We start from the raw sequence: 21,356 nt of genomic DNA, 5'->3' as shown, positions 1-21,356 counted from the left end.
TTTAGAAATAAAGACAAAATCTGCGTCCTTCGATTTCACAGATTCGAATGTCCATTTCGTATAATTGATCTAGTACTTCTTTTTTAATAATATCGTTCGTTTTGCCTTGTCTAAATAACTTCCCTTGTTTCATTGCGACGATTTCATCTGCGTAACTCGCTGCAAAGTTGATATCGTGTAACACAATGATGATCGTTTTTCCTAATTCTTGTACAAGGCGCTTTAAAATTTGCATGATTTGTACCGCAAAATTCATATCGAGATTATTGAGTGGTTCATCCAGCAAAATGTAATCAGTATCTTGCGCAAGAACCATCGCAATATACGCTCGTTGCAACTGCCCCCCAGAAAGCGTGTCGATCGTTTGGTCCTTCAGTTCTTCCAACCCTAGATGCTGGAGTGATTCTTCGATGATCTGATGGTCTTTCGTTGTCAGCTTTCCTTTCGAATAAGGAAAACGCCCAAACGATACAAGCTCCTCGACTGTGATTTTCATACTGATCTCATTGGATTGTTTCAAGATCGCTAGTTTTTTTGCCATCTCTTTGGACTTCCAAGCTTTTACTTCATTGTGATCCAAGTAGATCTCACCTGCATCTTTAGGAATCAAGCGACTGATCATAGAAAGAACGGTTGACTTTCCTGCGCCGTTTGGACCGATGAAGGCTGTCAATTGTTGATCCGAGATTTCCAATTGCAAGGCCTCAACGACCGTTTTTCCTTGGTAAGACTTCTCGACACTATTCAAATTGATCATCCCAGTTCCTTCCTTTCTCGAATCAATTTTGTAATAAAGTAAATACCCCCTGTGAACTCTACAACCACACTGACCGTCGTGTTCCACCCAAACACTTGCTCAACGATCAATTGTCCCCCAGTCAAAAACAAGAAAGCAATCAAAAAACTTCCTAGTAGCAAAACACCATGACGATACGTTGCAAACAAACGATAGCTGACGTTTGCGACAATAAATCCAAGAAAGGTGATTGGTCCCACCAAAGCAGTGGCTGTTCCTGTCAACAAGCTGACACAACAAAGAATAGAAAATTGAAAACGCTCTGTCTCAATCCCAAGGTTTGTTGCTTGATCCTTTCCTAGATGAAAGACATCCAGAAAATGTCTTTTATAAAAAAGGAACACCCAACAACAGCCAATCAACAATGCAGCAGGTAGGAGGTAGGCAGTTTGGACATTACCGAAACTAGCAAACAACTTCCCTTGTAGCAAATCATATTCATTCGGGTCCATCACCACTTGTAAAAACGTACTGATACTATTGAAAAGTGTCCCTAAAATCATCCCCGTCATCAATAATAAGAATAAGTTAGGGGCTTCTTTTCGTAATAAAAAGAAAAACAATAACTGGCTTAAGCCAACCATCAATGCCACGTTGACTAAGAAAAAGCCTGTACCTGTTTGCTGAAGCATCGTCACCCCACCAATCAAGAAAAAGAGGAGGGTTTGAACAAGTACATAGAGGGAATCGAGCCCTAACACAGAAGGGGTCAAAAATTGATTTTGAGTAATCGTTTGGAAACTGACGGTCGCACTGCTTGTCGCGAGCGCCACTAAAATGAACGCCATGATTTTCTTGCTTCGTAAGGCCCATGCAAATGTCCAATTACCATACGTATTGATGGTCAAATAGCCAATCGTCACGCCAATCACGAGTAGAGACAAAATAAAAAATAGACCAGTGATCTTTTTATCCATGTTTGCGCCCCCTTACTAACAAGTAAAGGAAAATCAAACCACCGATGATACCTACGATGACGCTGACTGGGATTTCATAAGGAAAAATCACAAGACGAGCGATCATGTCACAGATAAGCAAAAAGATACTACCAAAAATGGCGGTAATTCCTAACGTTTTATGTACCTGATCCCCATAGAGCTTTGCTGTGATATTTGGAATGATCACTCCCAAGAAAGGAATCGTCCCAACCATGATCAAAGTGATCGCACTGGCTAAAGAAACAAGGCCAATCCCTAGTAGTTGCATGTTGCGATAATTCATCCCTAAATTCACTGCGAACGATTCACCTAAGCCTACGATCGTAAATTGATAGGCAAAAAAAGATAAGATAAGTAATAAAGGAATCGTTACATACAGTAATTCATAATTTCCCCGCATGACTGTTGCAAAATTTCCTTGTAGCCATGAAGACATGTTTTGTACTAACTGAAACTGATAGGCAAAAAATGTTGCAGCAGAGCCGATAATATTTCCTAGCATCACGCCGATCAATGGTAACATCAGCTGATTTTTTTGTGGAAAAAATCGTGCAAAAGATAAAAATAAGAGCGTACCTGCAAACGCAAATAAAAATGCAGTTGCTGAACGAATCCACAAAGAAGCATTCGGTAAAAAGAGCATCACCACTAAGATACCCAATCTCGCACTATCCATCGTGCCAGCTGTCGTTGATGAAACAAATTTATTTTGAGTCAAATGTTGCATGATCAACCCACAAATACTACTCGTTGCCCCTACCAGTACTAAACAGATCGTTCGCGGAAAACGTGTCGCCAACAACAATTGCATACTCTGTCCTTCAAATCGGATAATCTCCATGAATTCCACTCGAGACACGCCAATAAATAGCGAACATATACTTAAAATAACTAACAAAACCATCAAGCGACCCACGCGCATTTCTCTTTACCTCGCTAACTGAGAATGATTCTCATTCTTATTCTAAGTGAAGCATTGAACAAAAGCAACCGTTTTTTAATGAAATAAGAGCAATCCCTATAAATTTTAGAGTACGTGTACGATACAAAAATAAAATTCATTTTTGTTTCTGACCTTAGAAATGTGGGAAGCTATTTCTCAATTTCTGCCTTAATGCTTGGAGTTAAACGACTTTCTCACAACCTGGTTACACGGTGTTGCAAGAGCTAACCTTCAAAACTAAGCTGTAAAATTACAAAATATGAAAAACTATTTTTCGATTTTCTAGCTTACTGCTCAGGTCAAAACGCTTCTGTCACAACCTCTATGTTATAATGACTTAAAACAACAAAGGAGGAAATTGGATGGCATCAGATGAATTGAAAAATCATTTGGACAAAGGAATGTATGGCACGCCCTTGGTCAACCCAGAAGAACAGCATAAATACCTAGGTACCTTTCGTGAACGTTGCTACCTCAGTATGACCGTTGCTGAAATGAATGAGCCGACAAATAAAGAAAAGTTCCTACAAGAACTAGAGAAACGACCAGAAGCATTTATTCTGATAAACGGGACCTTACCCCTGGATATCCAGAATCAATACATCCAATTGGCAACGAAAAATCAAACGAAATTCACGGTTGTAAACGATCATGTTTCTGAAGATCCGCAAAGTATTGGTCTACTGATTGCGGCCAAAGAAGCGGTGAATGAGCCCGTTATTGACGTAGAAGAAAAATATCCAACGAAACAAGAAGAAGAACAACCAAAGAAAAAAAGCTTTTGGGACCGATTATTCAAATAATTTCTAAAAGTTCACTCGATTCTTTGAGTTTCTAATCAAGGCTTTTCAGCGTTCGTATGTACCTGTGGCAAAACAAAAAATCATTCACAAACTAGATAAATCTAGTGATGTGAATGATTTTTTTGTTTATTGCAATCGTTATTAAGTTTTTAATTTTTTAAGATTTGTCGTTTCATTGGTTCAATAGTTTCAAATTGTTTATAAAAAAATATGCAGATAGTATCATTCTTGGTAAATATCAATTCTTGCAATATCAACTTCTACGTATTCATGTTCTTTTATATCATTTCCTATGGCTTTACATCTAAACTAGGTGCTTTTTTTTGTAAGTTATTTTACAGACTTCAAAGGTGAGGTGGTTATATTCCCAATTGTTCTGTCTAATCCTAGCGCAAAAAAACATTCATAAACTAAATGAACAAATATTTGAAAGAACTTTGATGTTTATAAATTTAATGATGAAATCTTTTAAGCTACATTGTAATATAACTCTCAGCAATATCAATATCTTTAGTCATATCTAACTCATGAAATTTCTTATCAAGTTTTCTTAAGACAGCAATAAATCTTTGACTTTGAAGTTTTTCGGATATATCTTCAAAAATTTCACTGATATAATATAAATCATCTTTATCGCATCCATTAAGATAATCTATAGTTTCTTCCTCATTCTTTGTTAAATTTTTTGTCATTTCATCCCAACATTTTTCTATTCCAAAATCATCATTTATATCTAACTCTTTTCTCTTTTTTAAAATATTACCCATTTCTTTATTTAACTTCATGGTTTTCCTCCTAAAAATTTTATGGTTGTCTGGTTGCATCAGGAAATATAATTGCCGGTTTTCCATTTTTTATTACGTCAACCCTTACACCTTTAGGATATGTTTTCAGTATTTACCTCAAATCCGCTTTATATTTTTTGCTCCATTCCTAGGTAGTTTCCACATATTTTGATTTATCATGAACTATTTAAAATATATGTCTTTGTCATACAATTATTGATTGCTAACACTCACTGAAAGCATCATCCCAAAACAAAGTTCTCCAATTTCCTGATTTTCTTTAAAAATCTTTAGATACATGTCTTTCTTTTTTAGTTCTGTAATATTGTAAAAATCCCCATAAAAAACATCTGCTTCTTTATAAGTCAAAAATACACTGATTTGGTTTTCATAAGTCCTTATAAAGATTTTCAGCTTAAAATCATCTCGGGAAATTTTATACATGATATTACCATCACCTATATTATCAGTTATACTCTCACCTTCTGATAGGAAAAGCTCCATCAATTCTAACTCATCATATTTCATTTTCTTATCTCCCTTACTTAGGAATCACTGTAATTACTAATCCCAAATCATTAATTATTACTGTAACATCACTAGTTTCTAACTTCCATGTATTTATTTGATTTCCACGGGTTTTCACACCCTTGGATATAGCATTTTCGATTACTGATGGCGGAATATTCCTTGGCTGTACATATTTTTTTATAAAATCACTATACTCATTTGTTCCAGGAATATATCCCATATTTTTTGCGGCTTTTTGTGCTCTAATATTCAATTGTGCTCTAACTTCTGGTATATCAGGTGCCATTCTTTCTAGAGCATGGCTAGAGTATTTACGGCCATTTATATTTGCACCTTCTCTATTTAAACTCCAAGATGACTTATCGATATCCCACCCACTCGTCTCCTCAATCTTACCATTCTCCACCTGCTTCACACCAGTAGTCGTCAATACTTTGTAAGACGCATAAGTAAAGCCTAAGACCATCAGGGCTTGACCGAGTTCAGATTCGTTGATCCATGTGTAGCCGTCTTTGACGTATTGCGAGGTAGAGACGATACTGCCTAAGAGTGGGTCTAGTTTTTCACCGGTTTCGTAATTGACACCTTGGCGCCAAGCCGCATTGACTTTCTCTTGGTAGGTATCGTACGTCATGAATTGGATCAGTTCAGGTTCTAAGTAGTTACCTACTTTCGTGACATATTGATACAGCTCGGGGTTCACGATGCCGTAGCCTGATTGCTTGTCTTCTATTTTCCAAAAGACACGTGGGTTGCCCTCGCTATCGTGAATAATGAGAGCATAGACGTTGTACTTTTCTAGTTCTTTGTTTTTAGTTGGATCGATGCCTTTTTTCTCGTTTTCTGCTTGTTGCCATTTGTCTTGGATCGTAGTTGTCCAGGACAAATCTTTTGGCATAGAGAATGTCTTCGTTTGGCTATTCCAAGCAGTTTTTGTTTGGGCAAGTCCTTGATTCACAGCTTGTTCGAGACTTTTGATTTCTGTAAAAAACTGCGCGGAGCTTTGGTTGTAAGCTAAGAGTTTTTGGAGTTTTTCTTCCAGTTTGTGTTTCAAGTCATGATACATCGTGAGTAATAACGTATTTTGATTGAGTTGAAAGCCTTGGTGTTCGTGTTCTTCTGGCATATGAGGTGAAAGAAGCAATTGCCTTATTCCCTCGGCTTGGGTGATATATTGATTCATTTGACGAATTTGCGCTTCTAATTCGGATTGTTTCAAGCTAATGGAGTCGACTTGTTCTATGTACTGTTGTGGAAATCGTTTCGCTGCTTTTTCAACTGCTTCGGAGAGTAAGATTCCTCCTTGCACGAGTGGATAAAGTACTTGGGAAAAATAAGCTTTTGCAGCATCGTAGGTTTTCCCTTGGAGATTGGGCGTTTGTAAAGTGAATTGAGTGATGGCTTGTTGGAGATTTTGGTAATCAGTGACTTGTTTTTGACAGAAATTACTGGCGCTCGTAGCTTGGGCTAAAGAATCGGACAGGTACATCTCAATACTCATATGTTGTTCTCCTTATATATATTGGTCTATTTACTACTTTCTCTAAAAATTCCTCCTTACATTTTTAAAACGCTTTCAACAAACATTATAACAAATCATTGCTATCTATAAGATGAAAGTTCGATTAGATAGGTGTTGTTACCTAATTTTATCAAGTTTGTCGTACTCCTTTGTCTTTTGAATCTTAAAGATTGGACGACTCGTCATACCTTCACTCCTAGACTGTAAGCAGTACTCAGTAGTAATTATTTCAAAAAATAAGCAACTTGATCCAAACAGACAAGTTGCTTTTGGATCAAGTTGCTTATTATGGCTGAATACTTTTGATACAGCCCTTTTTCTCGATTTATTTTAGTCCTTTTTTGGTGTGTTGATCACTTCAGGGTACAACAGCTCTAAGACGTTCATTGTCAGCCTTCTGCCTTTACCAGCAAATGGATAAACGTGCATGTGCATTGCTGGGTTGAAGTTCGCTTCAATGATGCCATAGGCTTGGTCATCTGTTTGAGGATCAATATCTTTATCAGGAATGATCAAATCAATGCCGCTGATTTTCGCTCCTAGGGCTTCCACTGCTTGCTGTGCAATCTGTTTATACGCGTCTGAAAATTCATCTGTTACGTCGATTGAATCGCCACCTGTACTGATATTGGAATTTTCGCGTAAATACACGATTTGATCTTTTTCAGGTACAGAATGAATGGTTAGTCCTTGCTCTTTTAACATCAACTGCTCAAGTTCACCTAACTGGATCAATTCCAATGGTGCACGATGGTGACTGCCTCTTAATGGATCTAGGTTTTTTTCAGCGACAAGTTCTTCCACCGTCCGTTTCCCGTCACCCACAACGTTGGCAGGAACACGAAGTAAGATCGCTTTTACTTGCCCATCGATCACAAAGAAACGATATTCTGTTCCAGGCATGAATGCTTCAACCAGTACAGACGTATCTTCGCGAAAGGCGATAGCTAAACCAGCATGGTAATCCTCTAAAGATGCTCCTTCTTTGAAGATCGTGATCCCTAATCCGTAATTTGTCGATTTAGGTTTAATGACAAAGGCTTGTTCTGCAAATCGTGGATACGCGTTCAATGCCTCTTCGATCGAAGTGAATTCGGCTCCTTCAGGCACACGGAATCCGGCCTCTTTTAGCACTTTTTTAGTGACTGTTTTATTTTCCATGATCAATGGCACAATGTAGCTGTCTTTACTTGTCATATTGGCATTTTTCACATATTCGATATGCTCTTGATGCTGCAGACGTAAAAATTGATCTGATTCATCTATGACCTTTACTTTGATGCCCTTTTGGATCGCATCAAACATCAGAATCTGTGTCGACAGTTCCATGTCACGAAATCCCGCTAATTGGTACGAACGTTCATGACTTTCTTCTTCATACTGTTTTCCTAAAGTATAAGCAAAGTCATGCTGGCTTGTTTGTTGTGCTTGCTGATAAATCTTACCTGCCAATGTTTCACGTGGTTCATCCAATTGTGCGATCATGTCATCGATCAATGGTAGGCGTTCGGATTGTCCTAAAGCTACAAGCATCTCTTTCATTCCTTGAAGAAGATGGATTCCTTCCTCATAATAAGTGGTTTGATCCATAGGATTTTCTAAAGCTACATGTTCATTTCGCTGCTCGCCTTCTTCAACCCATGCATCGACTGCTACGTCATGTTCCATCCATAGCATATACATTAAGAACGATTGTAAAAACTGAACTTGTGCTTGACTGATCCCTACACGTGCGTAAGGATTTAAATCAATATTTCTCAGTTCAATATAGCGAATACCTGATTTTGCTAAATCAGCTACACGTTTTCCACCACGAAAACGGATCGGTGCATAGAATTCTTTTTCTTCGGATAACTTGCCTTCTTCCACCATTTTTTCAATATCGGTTAAATATTGTTGCATTGACGCATAGGATACTTTGACATTCGGATGGTTCGTATAACCATAGGAACTATTACGAATACTGCGTACAGGTTCTGCTGGTGCTGGCTTGCCGACAAAATAGTGGTCTTCACTTAGAGGTGACGCCCCAAACAAATAAGTGATCAACCAACGATAACGCAAGAAGTTCTGTGCTGTTTTAAAATATAATTCTGTTTTAAATGCTGCAAAATCGGTAAACTCTGTTTGTTGTACAAACAAGGATTGTAAAAGATCATCACCAAACTCAAAGTTGAAGTGAATGCCGCTGACCATTTGCTTGCGTTTGCCATATTCCTTTGCTAAATAACGACGATACAAGACATCTTCAAAATTAGAAAGCTTCGCAATCATGATCTCTTCGTCTTTTTCAGGTAAAGCCGGAGGCATACTTAAAGGCCAGATCATTTCATCATCTGCCATTGAGCGTGAAGCAACGTCGTATATTGCTTCCAAGTATTTAAAAAGTTCGTTGATAGAATCCGTGACCGGAGTAATCAATTCGACTTGAGTTTCACTAAAATCTGTCTGGATGTATGGATGATACGTACGATCCCCAAAAATCTCAGGATGATCGGTTGTTGCCAACTTTCCAGAGAAGTTCACACGTTGCCCTTCACGTTCAACCCCAAAACGGGCTTGACTAATGAATGGTAGTGAACGAGGATGCAGTAATAATTCTTTATAGTTCATGGTTAAATGTCCTCCAATTCATATGTTTCATTATAGTAAAAACCGCCAAGAAAAAGAATGAAATTGTTTGAAAATGAGAAAAAAGGGGTGTTTTTTTAAAAAAACAGCTGATATTGTAGGAAAATGACTCCAAACTGAACAACAAGATAGCACATAGCCAGATAGGACAGTCAAAAAAATCGCTGGTTCATTTTTGGTTTATATTCGAAATATTGTTCCTTGAATATCGCTAGTCCATTGGAAGGAAGGAGAAAAAAGAGCCTGAAACAAACGGAACCTCTTCAAAAATAAAGGGAAAACCACGGAAATTTAAAGAACGATTCCCGTGGCTTCTTTTTTATTTCTTGAAGTTGAACACCTTTGTTACAAGCTCTTTAGATGAACTTATGCTCATATACTGTTTATTCTTCTTTCAATAAGCCTTTAAATAGACCGATGACAAAGTCATTTGGATCAAAAGCTTCTAAATCATCGATGCCTTCACCCAAACCAACTAGTTTGACAGGTAAGTGCAATTCATTACGAATGGCTAAGACGATTCCACCTTTAGCTGTACCGTCTAATTTTGTTAAAACTAGCCCTGTCACATCAGAGGTTTCTTTGAACTGTTTCGCTTGGACCATGGCATTTTGCCCTGTCGTCGCATCTAACACAAGTAAGATCTCATGTGGTGCTTCTGGTAATTCTCGTTGGATCACACGTTTGATCTTCTCTAATTCGTTCATCAAATTGACTTTGTTTTGCAGACGTCCAGCTGTATCAACAAGTAAAATATCTGCTTGTTGTTCTTTGGCTTTTTCGATGGCATCGTAAACGACTGCCGCAGGATCACCACCAGCTTTGCCTCGAACCACTTCAACTTCTGCACGTTCTCCCCAAACGACTAACTGATCGATCGCACCCGCACGGAAGGTATCTGCTGCGGCTAACAATACCTTTTTGCCTTCCGTTTTGTATTGATGTGCTAATTTACCGATACTCGTCGTCTTTCCTACACCATTGACACCAACAAAGAGGATCACTGTTAATCCTTCTTCTTGGAGGTTCAATGTATTGACTTCATCGATGCCTTCTTGCTCATAAAGCTCAACTAATTTTTCGATGATCGCATTTTGGATCTCAGCTGGTTTCTTGGCATTTCTTAGCTTCACTTCTTGGCGTAACGCTTCAGTGATCTTGATGGCTGTTTCAAAGCCAACATCTGCACCGATCAATGTTTCTTCCAATTCTTCGAAGAAATCTTCATCGACCGTACGGAAATTCGCAAACAGTTCATTCATTCGTTCACCGAACGTTTTACGGGTCTTTTCTAGACCCTTATCATATTTCTCTTGTACTTCTACTTCTTCTGGTGCTTCTTCACCAGTAAAGGCTCGTTTGATCTTATCAAAAAATCCCATAGTATACCTCCTTTACACTAAAACAAATTGTTGGATCGCTTTTGCTACCCCATGTTCGATGTTACTTGCCGTGACATGATCAGCGGCTTCTTTGACAAAAGGTACCGCATTTTCCATGGCTACACCAAGTCCTGCGTATTCGATCATCGGTAGATCATTTTCCTCATCTCCGATTGCCATGATCTCACTACGTTCAAGTCCTAAATCTTTCGCTAATAAAGAAATACCATATGCCTTAGTGACGCCTTTTGGCATAAATTCTAATAAAACATTGCGCGTTTTGATAATCTCATACGACTCATAATAAGCGCTTGGAATCTCCTTGATTTTTGCATCTAGTTCTTCTTGCTCATAGGCAATGACTGCTTTGTTCAACACAAACTCATCTGTGATATCAGCTAGTACTGCTGGTTGGAATTGCAATAAGTTGTTTAATACATTGTACATCGATTGCTTTTGAGGCGCACTAGGTAATTGCAAGACGACATTATCTGATAAGACGTCTAACGGCAAGTCTAGTTCTTGTGCCAACGCATAAAGACGATGGATATCAGACACAGACATCGCTTTTTTCTCGATGATTTCACCTGTATCATTTTTCTGCACTAAGCCACCGTTGAAGGTAATGCTATAATCGCCTTCTTCGACTAAACCTAATTCTTGTAAATAGTGAGCCATCGCTGCTAACGGACGCCCCGTGCATAAAACGATTTTTACCCCTTGTGCTTTTGCTTGAGCCAAAGCTTGTTTATTCTCAGATGAGATTTTCTTTTCTTCGTTCAATAGTGTTCCGTCTAAATCGATAGCGATTAATTTGATCATTTCGTCCCCTACACTTTCGTTTCACTCATTCTTCCTTCTTCATTGATGTCTTCCATACGGACAGAGACGATTTTTGAAACCCCAGACTCTTGCATGGTCACACCGTATAAGACATTCGCAGCAACCATCGTCCCTTTGCGATGCGTCACCACGATAAACTGTGTATCGTCTTGGAACTCACTGAGATAGCGACCAAAGCGTTTGACATTGGCTTCATCTAGCGCAGCCTCGACCTCATCAAGGATACAAAACGGTACAGGGCAGACACGGATAATCGAAAAGAGCAACGCAATGGCAGTTAATGCACGTTCTCCTCCTGAGAGTAAACTTAAACTTTGTAGTTTTTTACCTGGAGGCTGTACTTCGATTTCAATCCCTGTCTGCAACAAATCAGTCGGATCAGTCAACACAAGTTCTGCGCGACCGCCACCAAACATATTTGGGAAAACGATTTTGAATTCTTGGCGGATTGCTTCAAAAACTTCTTTGAAACGAGTCCGTACCTCATCGTCCATTTCATCCATTGTTTCAAATAATTGATCCTTAGCCGATAATAAGTCATCCCGTTGCGCAGCCAAAAAGGTATGACGTTCATTCACTTGCTCATACTGCTCAATGGCGTTCAGATTCACTGGGCCTAAACGGTCGATTTGCTGTTTCAACGAAGCAACTTCTACCCGACTATTCGCTACATCCGTTGTTTCTTCATAAGATTCGCAGGCTTTTTCATAATTCATCTGATACTCCGTTTGAAGATAGTTCAAATGATTATCCAAAATCATTTCCGCACGATTCTTTTGGACCTCTAACTGTGACTGTTCTGTCAAAAGTTCTTTTTGTTTACGGTTTTCAGCTAATAGATCGGCATCCAACGCATCGATGCTTGTTTGCATTTCTTCACGTGACTGTTTGGCTTCTTCAAGAGAAGCTTTTAAGCGATCTCGTTCTGTCGCTAAATCAGCAATTCGTTGATCTAAACTTTCTTCTGTCAGTTCGTGATCAGAGAAGTCCGCAGTCAATGCATGCAGTTGTTGTTCTAGTCCTTCTTGTTTGGCTAATGCTTCATTTTTTTGTACGCGTGCGCCACGTAGTTGGATCTGCAAGTGATTGTATTGCTCTTTCAATACGGCTAATGAGGCTTGCTCCTGTGCTTGTTTTTCTTGAATCTGCGCGCGACGTTCTTCCATCTTGTCACTTTCTTGACTCAATGAACTGATTTCCGCATCGATCTCTTGGCGTTGTACTTCTAGTTCTTGTTGTTTTGCCAAAAGTTCTGCCTGTTGTTTTTGATAATTCTCCATGAATTGTTGCAATTCACGCGTTTCATAACTTGAGATTTGTTGCTCTTTTTCAAAACGAGTGAGTTCGTTGGCCACATTTTGTCGTTGATTTGCTACTTCTTGTTCTTCAAAGCGTAACTGTTCCCCTTGTGTCCGCAGAAGTTCTTGCTCTTCTGCCAACACCGTGACTTCTTGTTGCAATGCTTGGACTTTCTTTTCTTGACTTTGCAATTCCTGATCGGCTTGTTGAAACTCACTCGTCAATTGTTTTAATTCTTGATTTTGTGCAAATAAACTTCCTTGATTGCCCCGCTTCGTCGCCCCACCAGTCATTGAACCACCGGCATTCATGACATCACCTTCTAGTGAGACCACACGATACTGGTAACGAATCTGTTGGGCAATGGCATTGGCACTTGCTAAGTCTTTTGCTAATAGAATCGTCCCTAATAGATTGTGCACGATTGTCTGGATCTGCTCGGGATAGGTCACTTGTTCGCTAGCGATCCCGATAAACCCGTCAACTGTTTGCGCTTGTGCAAAAATATGTGCAGGTAATTGACGAGGCTTGATTGTCGTTAATGGTAGAAACGTTGCTCGTCCGCCTTTTTGTTGTTTCAGATAAGTGATCGCTTGACGTGCATCGCCTTCATTTTCAACAATGACATGTTGCGCTGAACCACCCAAAGCTGTTTCAATCGCTAATGTATAATCAGCTGGAACATCGATCAATTCAGCAACCGCACCAACGATACCTGAAAGGCGTTGTTTTTGTTGCAAGATCAAACGAACACCTTGATAGAAGCCAAAGTAATTTTCTTGGATTTCCTGTAAACTTTTCTGACGTGCCCGTAATTGTTGGACTTGGTTCATCAGTTGATACATTTTGGGCTGTTCTGTTGCCAAACGCTCTTGTGCTTGTTTTCCTTTTGTTTGCACAACTTCAAGTGACGCTTTGACCTCATTCAAAGCTTGCTGTAGCTTTTCATGTCGTTCTGTCAGTTCGATTTGTTTGGCGGACATTTCCGCAACATTGGCTTCCACTTCGGATTGTTTGGCTAGTGTTTGTTGGCTTTTAGATGTCTCTTGGACATATTGACGCTCCAAGTACTTCAACTCATTGCCGACAGTTGCTTGTTCTTGCATCAGATCGACATACTGATCGCGTAATTCTGCCAACAATTCTTTGGTTGATTTTTGGTATTTTTCCAATTCTTGTTGCGTACTCATCAGCGCTTTTTCAGCTTTTTGGATCTCTGCCTCTTTTTGACTGACTTCTTGGGTCAAAGTCGCTTGTAATTCTTCAAAATGAGCCACTTTTTCTTGCACTTCAGTTAAAGAAGCTTGGTATTCTTTTGAGCTCTTTTGGGTATGCTTCGTTCGCTCAAGTAATACTTCTTTTTGTCCTTCTGTTTGCTTTAATTTTTCTGACAACGCTAATAACGTTTGTTGATTTTTTTCGATCATACGGTCGGCCTGGTTATTTTGTTTGCGTTTGTCGGCTAATAACTGTTCCTTTGTTTGGATCTGTGTCGTTAAGGATGTTAGTGATTGGTTGAACTGATCTAATTGTAGTTGTCGTTCATCCCACTCTTTTTTTGCCGCTTTGATTTCAGCAATCATCAAAGAGATATCTGTGTTAGTCAATGTTTCTTTTAATCGTAAAAACTCCTTCGCAGCCTCACTCTGGGCGGCCAAAGGAGTTAATTGCTCTTCAAGTTCATAGATGATATCTTGGACACGGCTTAGATTATCCTCTGTTTCAAAAAGCTTTTGCTCCGCCTTTTTCTTGCGCTGTTTGTATTTCAAGACTCCAGCTGCTTCTTCAAAAATCCCTCGTCGATCTTCTGGCTTACTACTAAAAATCGCTTCGACTTTTCCTTGAGAGATGATCGAAAATGATTCTTTCCCTAAGCCAGAATCCATAAATAATTCTTGGATGTCTTTCAAACGACAAGGTTGTTTATTGATGAAAAAGTCGCTTTCACCTGTTCGACGGTAACGACGTGTCACACTGATCTCACTATACTCTAATGGCAAGTAATGATCATAGTTGTCTAATACGACGGTTACTTCAGCGACATTCAATTGTTTACGGGAATCAGAACCGGCAAAAATAATATCCGGCATTTTCCCACCACGAAGGCTTTTTGCAGACTGTTCTCCTAGTACCCAACGGATGGCCTCGGTAATATTACTTTTCCCGCTACCGTTTGGTCCCACGACCGCTGTGACACTATTTTCAAACTCAATGATTGTTTTATCTGCAAATGATTTAAAGCCGGCTATTTCAATGCGTTTTAAATACACGAAGTCTTTCCCTCACTTACTTAGTGCTGCTAAAGCATTCTCAGCAGCAGCTTGTTCTGCTAGTTTTTTCGATTTTCCTTGTCCAGTTCCAATCAACCGATCATCCACGTATACTTCGATCCAAAAAATACGTTCATGTGCTGGACCTTCTTCATTGATCAAACGATATTCGATCAACACGTCTCCTGCTTTTTGCAATACTTCTTGTAATCTTGTTTTATGATCCATCTCATGGGAAAAAGCACCGGCACGCACCTTCGGAAAAATCACCGTTTCAATAAACGCATGTGCTGCGTCAAATCCTTGATCAAGGTACAACGCTCCTAAAAAGGCTTCAAACAGATCACAAAGAAGCGCTGGACGGGTTCGTCCGCCTGAGTTCTCCTCACCTTTTCCTAACAGGATGTACTGATCAAAACGACATTCCTTGGCAAATTTGGACAAACTATCTTCACGTACGATAGCTGCACGAGTTTTGGTCAATTTTCCTTCTGGGATATCTGGATACAAACGATACAGATATTCAGAAACCATCAACTCTAATACAGCATCTCCCAAAAACTCAAGACGTTCGTTATCGGATAGTTGCAAATTGCGATGCTCATTCACATAGGATGAATGGGTAAAAGCTTGTTCAAGTAAGTTTAAATCGTGAAAAACGATGCTATACTTTTCTTTCAATTCTTTTGTTAGCTGATTGTCCATTTCCCACATTCCTTTATGGCTATTTTTTCAATACTTCCTTATTATACTGGTTTTTTATAAAATATGAAATGGTTGAGACAAAAGGTATGAAAAGCTTTATAAACCTTGTTGAAAAATCATCTTTTAAAAAAAACTACGAATAAAAGATAAGAAATTCGTTAAAATATAGCTTATCCTCTATTCGTAGTTCAGTTTTATCTCTCACAGCTTATTCCTGCTTATCAGTTCATTCATATCAACTTGCCCACCTAGTTGTTCTGCCAAATCTAAATCATGGGTGACTAAGACGATCGTCACTCCTTGCTCGTTCAATTCTTTCAATGCTTCGATCACAAGTTGCCGATTTCCTTTATCCAAAGAGGCAGTGGGCTCATCTGCAAAAACGATTTTAGGTGTTTGCAAAAACAAACGAGCTAAAGCTACTCGTTGTTGCTCACCACCGCTTAAACGAAATACTTTTTGATGCAGTGAGTCTTCCATTTGGAACTTACGGAGTGCAGCAATCATTTTTTCCTCTTCTTTTACTACCAATTGTAAATTTTGTTTGACTGTTTCATTATCGATCAATGCAAAGTTCTGAAATAAAAATCCTGCATATTCACGAAAGAAACGTTTTTTACTTTTACGGTGAAGGAATTGATTGTCTATCCATATTTCACCAGAATCTATGGGTTCCAGTTGTCCTAAGCAGTTCAGTAACGTTGTTTTTCCTACACCACTGCTTCCCGTGATCACAGTTATTGAACCAGTCTCTACATGTAAAGATACGTTTTCAAAAATCACTTTTCCTTTATACTTTTTAGTGATTTCTTTGGCTTCAATCATATTTGATCACCTCTAGACGTTTTCTTTTTTCTGATAAATACGTAGTGAATAAAAGGATACATAATTCAAATAATAGTAATAGAATTAAAATCTGCCACCAAGCATGATTGATGAGTAGCAAAATCAACGCAACAACGGTAGAAATGGCTAATATGATTTCATAATATCTGTGATGCCTCTGTAACAGAGTCCAACCAGCAATATATTTGAGAAACAGCTTTTTCTTATTCATTTCCACATACAGTAAGCTCAAATAGACTTGAATAAAAACAAAGCCAATAAGGATCAAAAACAAAATACTAAGGGTTGTATAATAGTCACGTTTCACCCCCATAAGAGATTGATTGATGCTATCTTTTACAGCAATCAATCCATAAAAATCATGTTCCATATGATTTTCTTTAATAAATTCTTGGACAAGTTGAGGGTCTCGAAACAAGTAAGTCCCATTTGAAATATCCTGTATCCATATTTCAATATTTGGTTGGATCAATGGCAATGACATGGAAACGATAATTGGATTGGAAGAAAAATTTTTTTCATAGGGTTGGAAGTTATAGTTAAAAAGGACTTGGTTTGCTTGTGTATAGAGAACTTTTAATTCCCCCTCATATGCTTTCGTCTCGTACTCAAAAGAATTTTGATAAAAATCAAGTTCATCCTCGGCTTCTTGAATGATCATTTCTGTATACATTCGCTTATTTTCAGGAATGAGCAGATAGAAAAATGAATCATCTAATGCGTCAATCGTTTGACCATCCGCATCCTTAATAGCCAATTCTTGTACGGCATGATGATTACTTAACCAAAAAGCGTCATTTTGAATGTAAGTTAGTGTCGGACTACTATGACCAAGTTCATTATCCCTTAGAAAAATCCCACCTGACTGTTCTGATTTTTCCAACAAGGGAAGTAACCGTGCATTGATTGGTGCTTGTGCTTTCTTTCGGACGTCTTTACTTTCTGCCGGGTTTACAAGTAGATTGGTGTCTCTACTAAATGCCAAGTGATAATAGTCGGGAACTCTTGTCCATTGGGAGAGCTGCTGTTCAAGTTCACGCGTCTCCATTACTTTATTTGATAATGTACTGGCTTGCACCGTAACAAACGTGAAGATGATGATCTTTAATAAAAGGTTCAAACGAAATAATAATCGGTAAGGTTTCCTTCCTTTTATCTTATCTGAAATCGTACCGAACGAAAAAATAATCCCACTCGTAAATAATTGAAGAACCCAAATCATTAAATGACCCCAGAAAAAAATCGGTCGATAAAGAAACTGTAATTGTGGAAACCACCAAGAAAAAGCAACCATCAAGAGAGTAAAAATCGCACTATCAATGAAACTATCCTTGACGGACACTATCAGCCAACGATGTCCTAACATCTCAATCACACCAATTTTCTTACGCAGGGAAGCTTTGTAAAACAGTAAAGCTAAGATCACAAAGAAAAATAGAATAAAGAAGAGTTGTCCAATACTCATTAATAAACCCGCTGTCAATAACTGGAACCATTTTATCTCCTCAATCTCCAATTTGATTCCTTGATCATGAAAATCAGCGATCATTCCAGATGGAGGGGCTTCTGTTACAATATAAGTCCCCAATACATCTTGATGCTGCATCTCTGTGTAATCATAAAAATAGGTGGCAACATCCGATCTTATAGGTGGAAAAGAGTATTCCGAACGTTCCACCTTGTCAAAGGTATAAATCTCCTTTGTCGTCTCACCGGAGGCGCCAATTCTAAAAACCAGTTTATGTATAGCAATTTGATGTTTTTTTGCATAAGCAGAAATTTTTTGATTGATTTCCTCAATCGTCCCACTCGCTTCTTCAATCACAATGCCCGAATGAGCATTTGGGATAGCACTCTTGATTCCTTCATTTCCAATAAAAGAAATGGCATAAAGAAAACTTAACACTGTAACTATAAATAACCCTCGATAGATTTTTTTCATAATGAAAGAAAAAAGCATCTAAAATATAAGGAAGTTGAAAACACTTTGAACAATATTTGAGAAGTTATGAAATATTGTAACTACATTTATATCTTAGCTACTTATGATTTCTACATCCACCACCCTCCAGATCTATTTTTAGTAAAAAGCGAGGAGCCTCCACATATATTCTCCTCTGAAGATTGATAGTGACTTCTGAACTATATAAAGTAACAACAAAAATAAAATTTCCTAATTATTCTCCTCCTTTCATATATATTATATACTTTCACATGTTCCAAAAACAGATAATTCCTTTTTTTCCTAATCAAAAAAACCGAGCCAGCCGAGAACAGGAAAATCCTATCTCGAACTGATTCGGTTTTATTATTTGTTGATTATGAACGTGAATCTGAAGTTACAGATACAACAGCCCATGGATTGACAGCATCATATGCCCAATTCCAATCTTTTACGCGGTCGTTTACTGGTAATACTTCGTTACGGAACAATGTTGGAATAGCAAAAGCTTCTTCAAATGCGTATTCTTGCCATTTTTTGTAAGCTTCTTTTTGGTAATCTGCATCAAATGCTGCACTTGAATTGATATCATTGATCAATTTTGTGTTTTCTTCTGACTCATAACGAGTGTAGTTGAACGCTGCATTTGCACCCCATAGTCCACTTGGATTTGGATCTGTTCCTGTGTTCCAAGCAGCTTGGTAGATGTCGATTTCTGGATCATCATTTTCTAAACGATCATAGAATGAGTTGAATTCGATCAGACGGCCTGTTGTATATTGAACATCTAAACCAATTTCTTTCCATTGTTGTACGTAGTAATCTGCTAATGGTTGCGCTGTTTCGCCACCTGACATTGACGCAAAGTTGATTGTCAACTTGTTACCATCTTTGTCTTCACGGATACCATCGCCATCAACATCTTTATATCCTGCATCATCCAATAATTTATTGGCTTTATCAATATCTTGTGTGAAGCCTTTTAGATCTGCATCGTGGAATCCTTCAAATACTGGTGGAATCAATGAAGTCGCATTGCTTCTTAAACCAGCATAGAAACGTTCGCCTACTGCAGTGTTGTCTAAAGCGTAACCCATTGCTTGACGTAATGCTTTGTCAGCCATTTTTGAGTTTGGATCATATTCTACGCTTCCACTGTCAGCATCCCATTTACCTAGTTTGAAACCTAAGTAAGTGTATGAAGTTTGCTGACGTCCTAGATTCGTATAACCAGCGATATCTTTGTATGTGTCATACGTATCTGTTGGCATTTGGAAAATCATGTCATACAATTTTGAATTTAATGCTTCTGTTGCACTTGCTGTTGGTAATGATTTCATTGTGATTTTCTTCAATTGTGGTGTACCATTCCAGTAGTATTCATTTGGTAAGAATTCTACTGATTCACCAGCAACGATGTTACTCATATAGTAAGGACCAAATGTCACAGGATTCTTACGAACTTGATCACTTGATTCCATGTCTTTGATCGCAATTCCTTCAAGTGTGTGTTTTGGTGCCGCATATGTCCAAATTCCACCACCTGCTTGAAGCATGCTTGGGTTCATTTCTTTATATTCGATCTTAACAGTTTTGTCATCTACTTTTGTAATTCCAGAAATCGTATCTGCACTACCGCTGTTATATTCTTCCATACCAACGATGTTACGGAATGTATCATCGTAACGGATACCAGTGTATTCAGGGTTTCCGATGATTTCATAAGGGAAAATAACATCATCTGCTGTAACATCGACACCATCAGACCATTTTACGTTGTCTTTAAGTGTGATTGTTGCTGTTTTTGCATCTTCATCTAATTCTAATGAGGCTGCACCATCATTTGTGATCGTGAAGTTATCATCATTTGTAAACAATGGTTCATGTGAAGGCGCCATAAACGCTGCATCAAAGGCATCTTGGTAAAATTCCCATTGGAATAATCCTTTGAACTGACTGTCTGTTGCTACTGCCACATCTAGCTGTCCATCTTCGATTGCTTCATCATTATTCGTTGTAGCTAATGGGAAAGTCAATTCACTTTTATCCCCATTATCTGCTGAATTATTACCTGACGAGCTAGTTCCGCCGCCATTTCCACACGCTGCTAATGCTCCCACAGATAGCAGTGTGACAAGTCCAAAAATCGTTTTCTTCATATCCTATTTTCCCCCTTCACTTCTCTTATCCTAAACGTTGTCGCGCATCTGCAGAACGCTTAAATGCTTGTCCAACGTAGTTTATACTCAACATCAACACTAAAATTAGAATTGACGCGGGTAACCAAATCCATTGTCGATTCACTAAAACTTCACCGTTACTTGCATAACCGATCAATGTTCCTAAACTAGGTACATTAGCTGGCAATCCAAAGCCTAAGAAAGTCAAAGTGGTCTCGATCCCAATATTTGCCGCAAAGTTCATTGTTAAGTTGGTGATGATCAATGAACTAAGGTTTGGCATGATTTCACGGAACATGATTTTGAAATCACTTGTTCCCATCGTTTTTGAAGCACTGACATAATCACGTCTAGCTTCTGATAACGTCTTACTTCTGAATAATCGGGCTTTAGCTACCCAATAAAATGCACTCATGATAAAAATAAATGACCAAACGTTATAGCGCGAAATGATCGAAACAAACACGATAATGATCAACATGATCGGTAAAATCATAATAAAATCAACAATACGCATCAATACGTTATCAATGATCCCACCATAAAACCCTGAAAGAATTCCAAGTCCTACTCCGATGATCGACGTAATGATCGTAATCGCAAAACCGATCATCACAGAGTTTCTTGCTCCGATAATCAATTGACCGAAGACATCACGTCCACCTTCATCTGCTCCTAAAAGGAATTTTGATCCTTGAGAAGAGATGGCGCCAGGTTCAGCATACTTATCAAAAATACTAACAAACATTACTTTATCTTGGTCAATAAAGATTGCCCCGATAAAAATAACTAATAGTAAAACAACTAACAAAGCCAGTGAAAAAATGGCTACTTTATCTTTTTTGAATTCTCGTGCAATCATTCGTATACCCATTGGTGGGATACTTTCTTGCGCAACTTCTTTGTTTTTATCACTCATGATCGATTCTCCCTTCTGTTT

The 21,356-nt window shown here is 38.4% G+C and carries 16 protein-coding genes; 1 reads left to right on the top strand and 15 read right to left on the bottom strand.

Translation table 11 applies throughout. The features are described 5' to 3' along the window. Position 1: 1 nt before the first annotated feature. Genes IGI79_RS00680 through IGI79_RS00670 form a run of 3 tightly spaced genes read right to left on the bottom strand, consistent with a single transcriptional unit; the run spans position 2 to position 2,656 of the window. Positions 2 to 757 (bottom strand): iron ABC transporter ATP-binding protein, encoded by a 756-nt coding sequence (locus tag IGI79_RS00680; RefSeq protein ID WP_023518917.1) that lies wholly within the window; start codon positions 755 to 757, stop codon positions 2 to 4. Next, complete coding sequence (locus IGI79_RS00675; protein WP_195273987.1) at positions 754 to 1,713, bottom strand: iron chelate uptake ABC transporter family permease subunit; 960 nt, start codon at positions 1,711 to 1,713, stop codon at positions 754 to 756. The genes IGI79_RS00680 and IGI79_RS00675 overlap by 4 nt, the downstream gene beginning before the upstream one ends. Next, positions 1,706 to 2,656 carry an ABC transporter permease gene (locus tag IGI79_RS00670; protein ID WP_195273989.1) on the bottom strand — a complete coding sequence of 317 codons (951 nt, stop codon included), beginning with the start codon at positions 2,654 to 2,656 and terminating at the stop codon, positions 1,706 to 1,708. Before IGI79_RS00670 ends, IGI79_RS00675 begins: the two co-directional genes overlap by 8 nt. A gap of 383 nt (positions 2,657 to 3,039) precedes the next feature. Here IGI79_RS00670 and IGI79_RS00665 point away from each other — a divergent pair, with 383 nt between their 5' ends. Further along, the gene (locus IGI79_RS00665) at positions 3,040 to 3,480 is read left to right on the top strand and encodes a YueI family protein (protein WP_023518915.1); all 441 of its coding nucleotides are present in this window, start codon (positions 3,040 to 3,042) and stop codon (positions 3,478 to 3,480) included. Positions 3,481 to 3,953: 473 nt separating this feature from the next. Here the strand turns inward: IGI79_RS00665 and IGI79_RS00660 are convergent, their stop codons facing one another. The 12 genes from IGI79_RS00660 to IGI79_RS00605 all read right to left on the bottom strand — a co-directional run bounded on the left by IGI79_RS00660 (position 3,954) and on the right by IGI79_RS00605 (position 21,335). Further along, entirely contained in the window at positions 3,954 to 4,265 is a 312-nt protein-coding gene (locus IGI79_RS00660; protein WP_195273991.1) for a hypothetical protein, read from the bottom strand. Between the two features lie 213 nt (positions 4,266 to 4,478). Further along, entirely contained in the window at positions 4,479 to 4,793 is a 315-nt protein-coding gene (locus IGI79_RS00655; RefSeq protein WP_195273993.1) for a hypothetical protein, read from the bottom strand. 13 nt (positions 4,794 to 4,806) lie between these two features. Continuing rightward, positions 4,807 to 6,297, bottom strand: coding sequence for a transposase (locus IGI79_RS00650; RefSeq protein ID WP_438845604.1), 1,491 nt, complete (start codon positions 6,295 to 6,297; stop codon positions 4,807 to 4,809). A 351-nt stretch (positions 6,298 to 6,648) separates the two neighbouring features. Further along, positions 6,649 to 8,931 (bottom strand): bifunctional glutamate--cysteine ligase GshA/glutathione synthetase GshB, encoded by a 2,283-nt coding sequence (gene gshAB / locus IGI79_RS00645; RefSeq protein WP_438845603.1) that lies wholly within the window; start codon positions 8,929 to 8,931, stop codon positions 6,649 to 6,651. Between the two features lie 401 nt (positions 8,932 to 9,332). Then, complete coding sequence (gene ftsY, locus IGI79_RS00640; protein WP_010734424.1) at positions 9,333 to 10,331, bottom strand: signal recognition particle-docking protein FtsY; 999 nt, start codon at positions 10,329 to 10,331, stop codon at positions 9,333 to 9,335. Between the two features lie 12 nt (positions 10,332 to 10,343). Continuing rightward, complete coding sequence (locus tag IGI79_RS00635; RefSeq protein WP_010734425.1) at positions 10,344 to 11,153, bottom strand: Cof-type HAD-IIB family hydrolase; 810 nt, start codon at positions 11,151 to 11,153, stop codon at positions 10,344 to 10,346. An 8-nt stretch (positions 11,154 to 11,161) separates the two neighbouring features. After that, on the bottom strand, positions 11,162 to 14,743 hold the full coding sequence (smc, locus tag IGI79_RS00630) for a chromosome segregation protein SMC (RefSeq protein WP_438845602.1): 3,582 nt from the start codon (positions 14,741 to 14,743) through the stop codon (positions 11,162 to 11,164). A 12-nt stretch (positions 14,744 to 14,755) separates the two neighbouring features. Next, positions 14,756 to 15,448, bottom strand: coding sequence for a ribonuclease III (rnc, locus tag IGI79_RS00625; RefSeq protein WP_010734427.1), 693 nt, complete (start codon positions 15,446 to 15,448; stop codon positions 14,756 to 14,758). A 201-nt stretch (positions 15,449 to 15,649) separates the two neighbouring features. Next, positions 15,650 to 16,273, bottom strand: coding sequence for an ATP-binding cassette domain-containing protein (locus tag IGI79_RS00620; protein WP_065096387.1), 624 nt, complete (start codon positions 16,271 to 16,273; stop codon positions 15,650 to 15,652). Continuing rightward, positions 16,266 to 18,236, bottom strand: a complete 1,971-nt coding sequence (locus IGI79_RS00615) for a DUF1430 domain-containing protein (RefSeq protein WP_065096395.1) — start codon at positions 18,234 to 18,236, stop codon at positions 16,266 to 16,268. The genes IGI79_RS00620 and IGI79_RS00615 overlap by 8 nt, the downstream gene beginning before the upstream one ends. 377 nt (positions 18,237 to 18,613) lie before the next feature. Further along, the gene (locus tag IGI79_RS00610; protein WP_065096388.1) at positions 18,614 to 20,395 is read right to left on the bottom strand and encodes an oligopeptide ABC transporter substrate-binding protein; all 1,782 of its coding nucleotides are present in this window, start codon (positions 20,393 to 20,395) and stop codon (positions 18,614 to 18,616) included. A 25-nt stretch (positions 20,396 to 20,420) separates the two neighbouring features. Next, a complete protein-coding gene (locus IGI79_RS00605; protein ID WP_010734434.1) occupies positions 20,421 to 21,335 on the bottom strand; it encodes an ABC transporter permease in 915 nt (304 codons plus the stop codon). Positions 21,336 to 21,356: the final 21 nt, after the last annotated feature.

It is taken from the genome of Enterococcus sp. AZ084 (assembly GCF_051714905.1).
Taxonomy (GTDB): domain Bacteria; phylum Bacillota; class Bacilli; order Lactobacillales; family Enterococcaceae; genus Enterococcus_B; species Enterococcus_B pernyi.
Note: the sequence above shows the minus strand (reverse complement) of the source record. Positions and strands in the feature narration are given on the sequence as shown.

Coding starts and splice junctions, on each gene's coding strand:
- IGI79_RS00680 (WP_023518917.1), bottom strand. CDS start 757: ATGATCAATTTGAATAGTGTCGAGAAGTCTTACCAAGGAAAAACGGTC.
- IGI79_RS00675 (WP_195273987.1), bottom strand. CDS start 1,713: ATGGATAAAAAGATCACTGGTCTATTTTTTATTTTGTCTCTACTCGTG.
- IGI79_RS00670 (WP_195273989.1), bottom strand. CDS start 2,656: ATGCGCGTGGGTCGCTTGATGGTTTTGTTAGTTATTTTAAGTATATGT.
- IGI79_RS00665 (WP_023518915.1), top strand. CDS start 3,040: ATGGCATCAGATGAATTGAAAAATCATTTGGACAAAGGAATGTATGGC.
- IGI79_RS00660 (WP_195273991.1), bottom strand. CDS start 4,265: ATGAAGTTAAATAAAGAAATGGGTAATATTTTAAAAAAGAGAAAAGAG.
- IGI79_RS00655 (WP_195273993.1), bottom strand. CDS start 4,793: ATGAAATATGATGAGTTAGAATTGATGGAGCTTTTCCTATCAGAAGGT.
- IGI79_RS00650 (WP_438845604.1), bottom strand. CDS start 6,297: ATGAGTATTGAGATGTACCTGTCCGATTCTTTAGCCCAAGCTACGAGC.
- gshAB (WP_438845603.1), bottom strand. CDS start 8,931: ATGAACTATAAAGAATTATTACTGCATCCTCGTTCACTACCATTCATT.
- ftsY (WP_010734424.1), bottom strand. CDS start 10,331: ATGGGATTTTTTGATAAGATCAAACGAGCCTTTACTGGTGAAGAAGCA.
- IGI79_RS00635 (WP_010734425.1), bottom strand. CDS start 11,153: ATGATCAAATTAATCGCTATCGATTTAGACGGAACACTATTGAACGAA.
- rnc (WP_010734427.1), bottom strand. CDS start 15,448: ATGGACAATCAGCTAACAAAAGAATTGAAAGAAAAGTATAGCATCGTT.
- IGI79_RS00620 (WP_065096387.1), bottom strand. CDS start 16,273: ATGATTGAAGCCAAAGAAATCACTAAAAAGTATAAAGGAAAAGTGATT.
- IGI79_RS00615 (WP_065096395.1), bottom strand. CDS start 18,236: ATGAAAAAAATCTATCGAGGGTTATTTATAGTTACAGTGTTAAGTTTT.
- IGI79_RS00610 (WP_065096388.1), bottom strand. CDS start 20,395: ATGAAGAAAACGATTTTTGGACTTGTCACACTGCTATCTGTGGGAGCA.
- IGI79_RS00605 (WP_010734434.1), bottom strand. CDS start 21,335: ATGAGTGATAAAAACAAAGAAGTTGCGCAAGAAAGTATCCCACCAATG.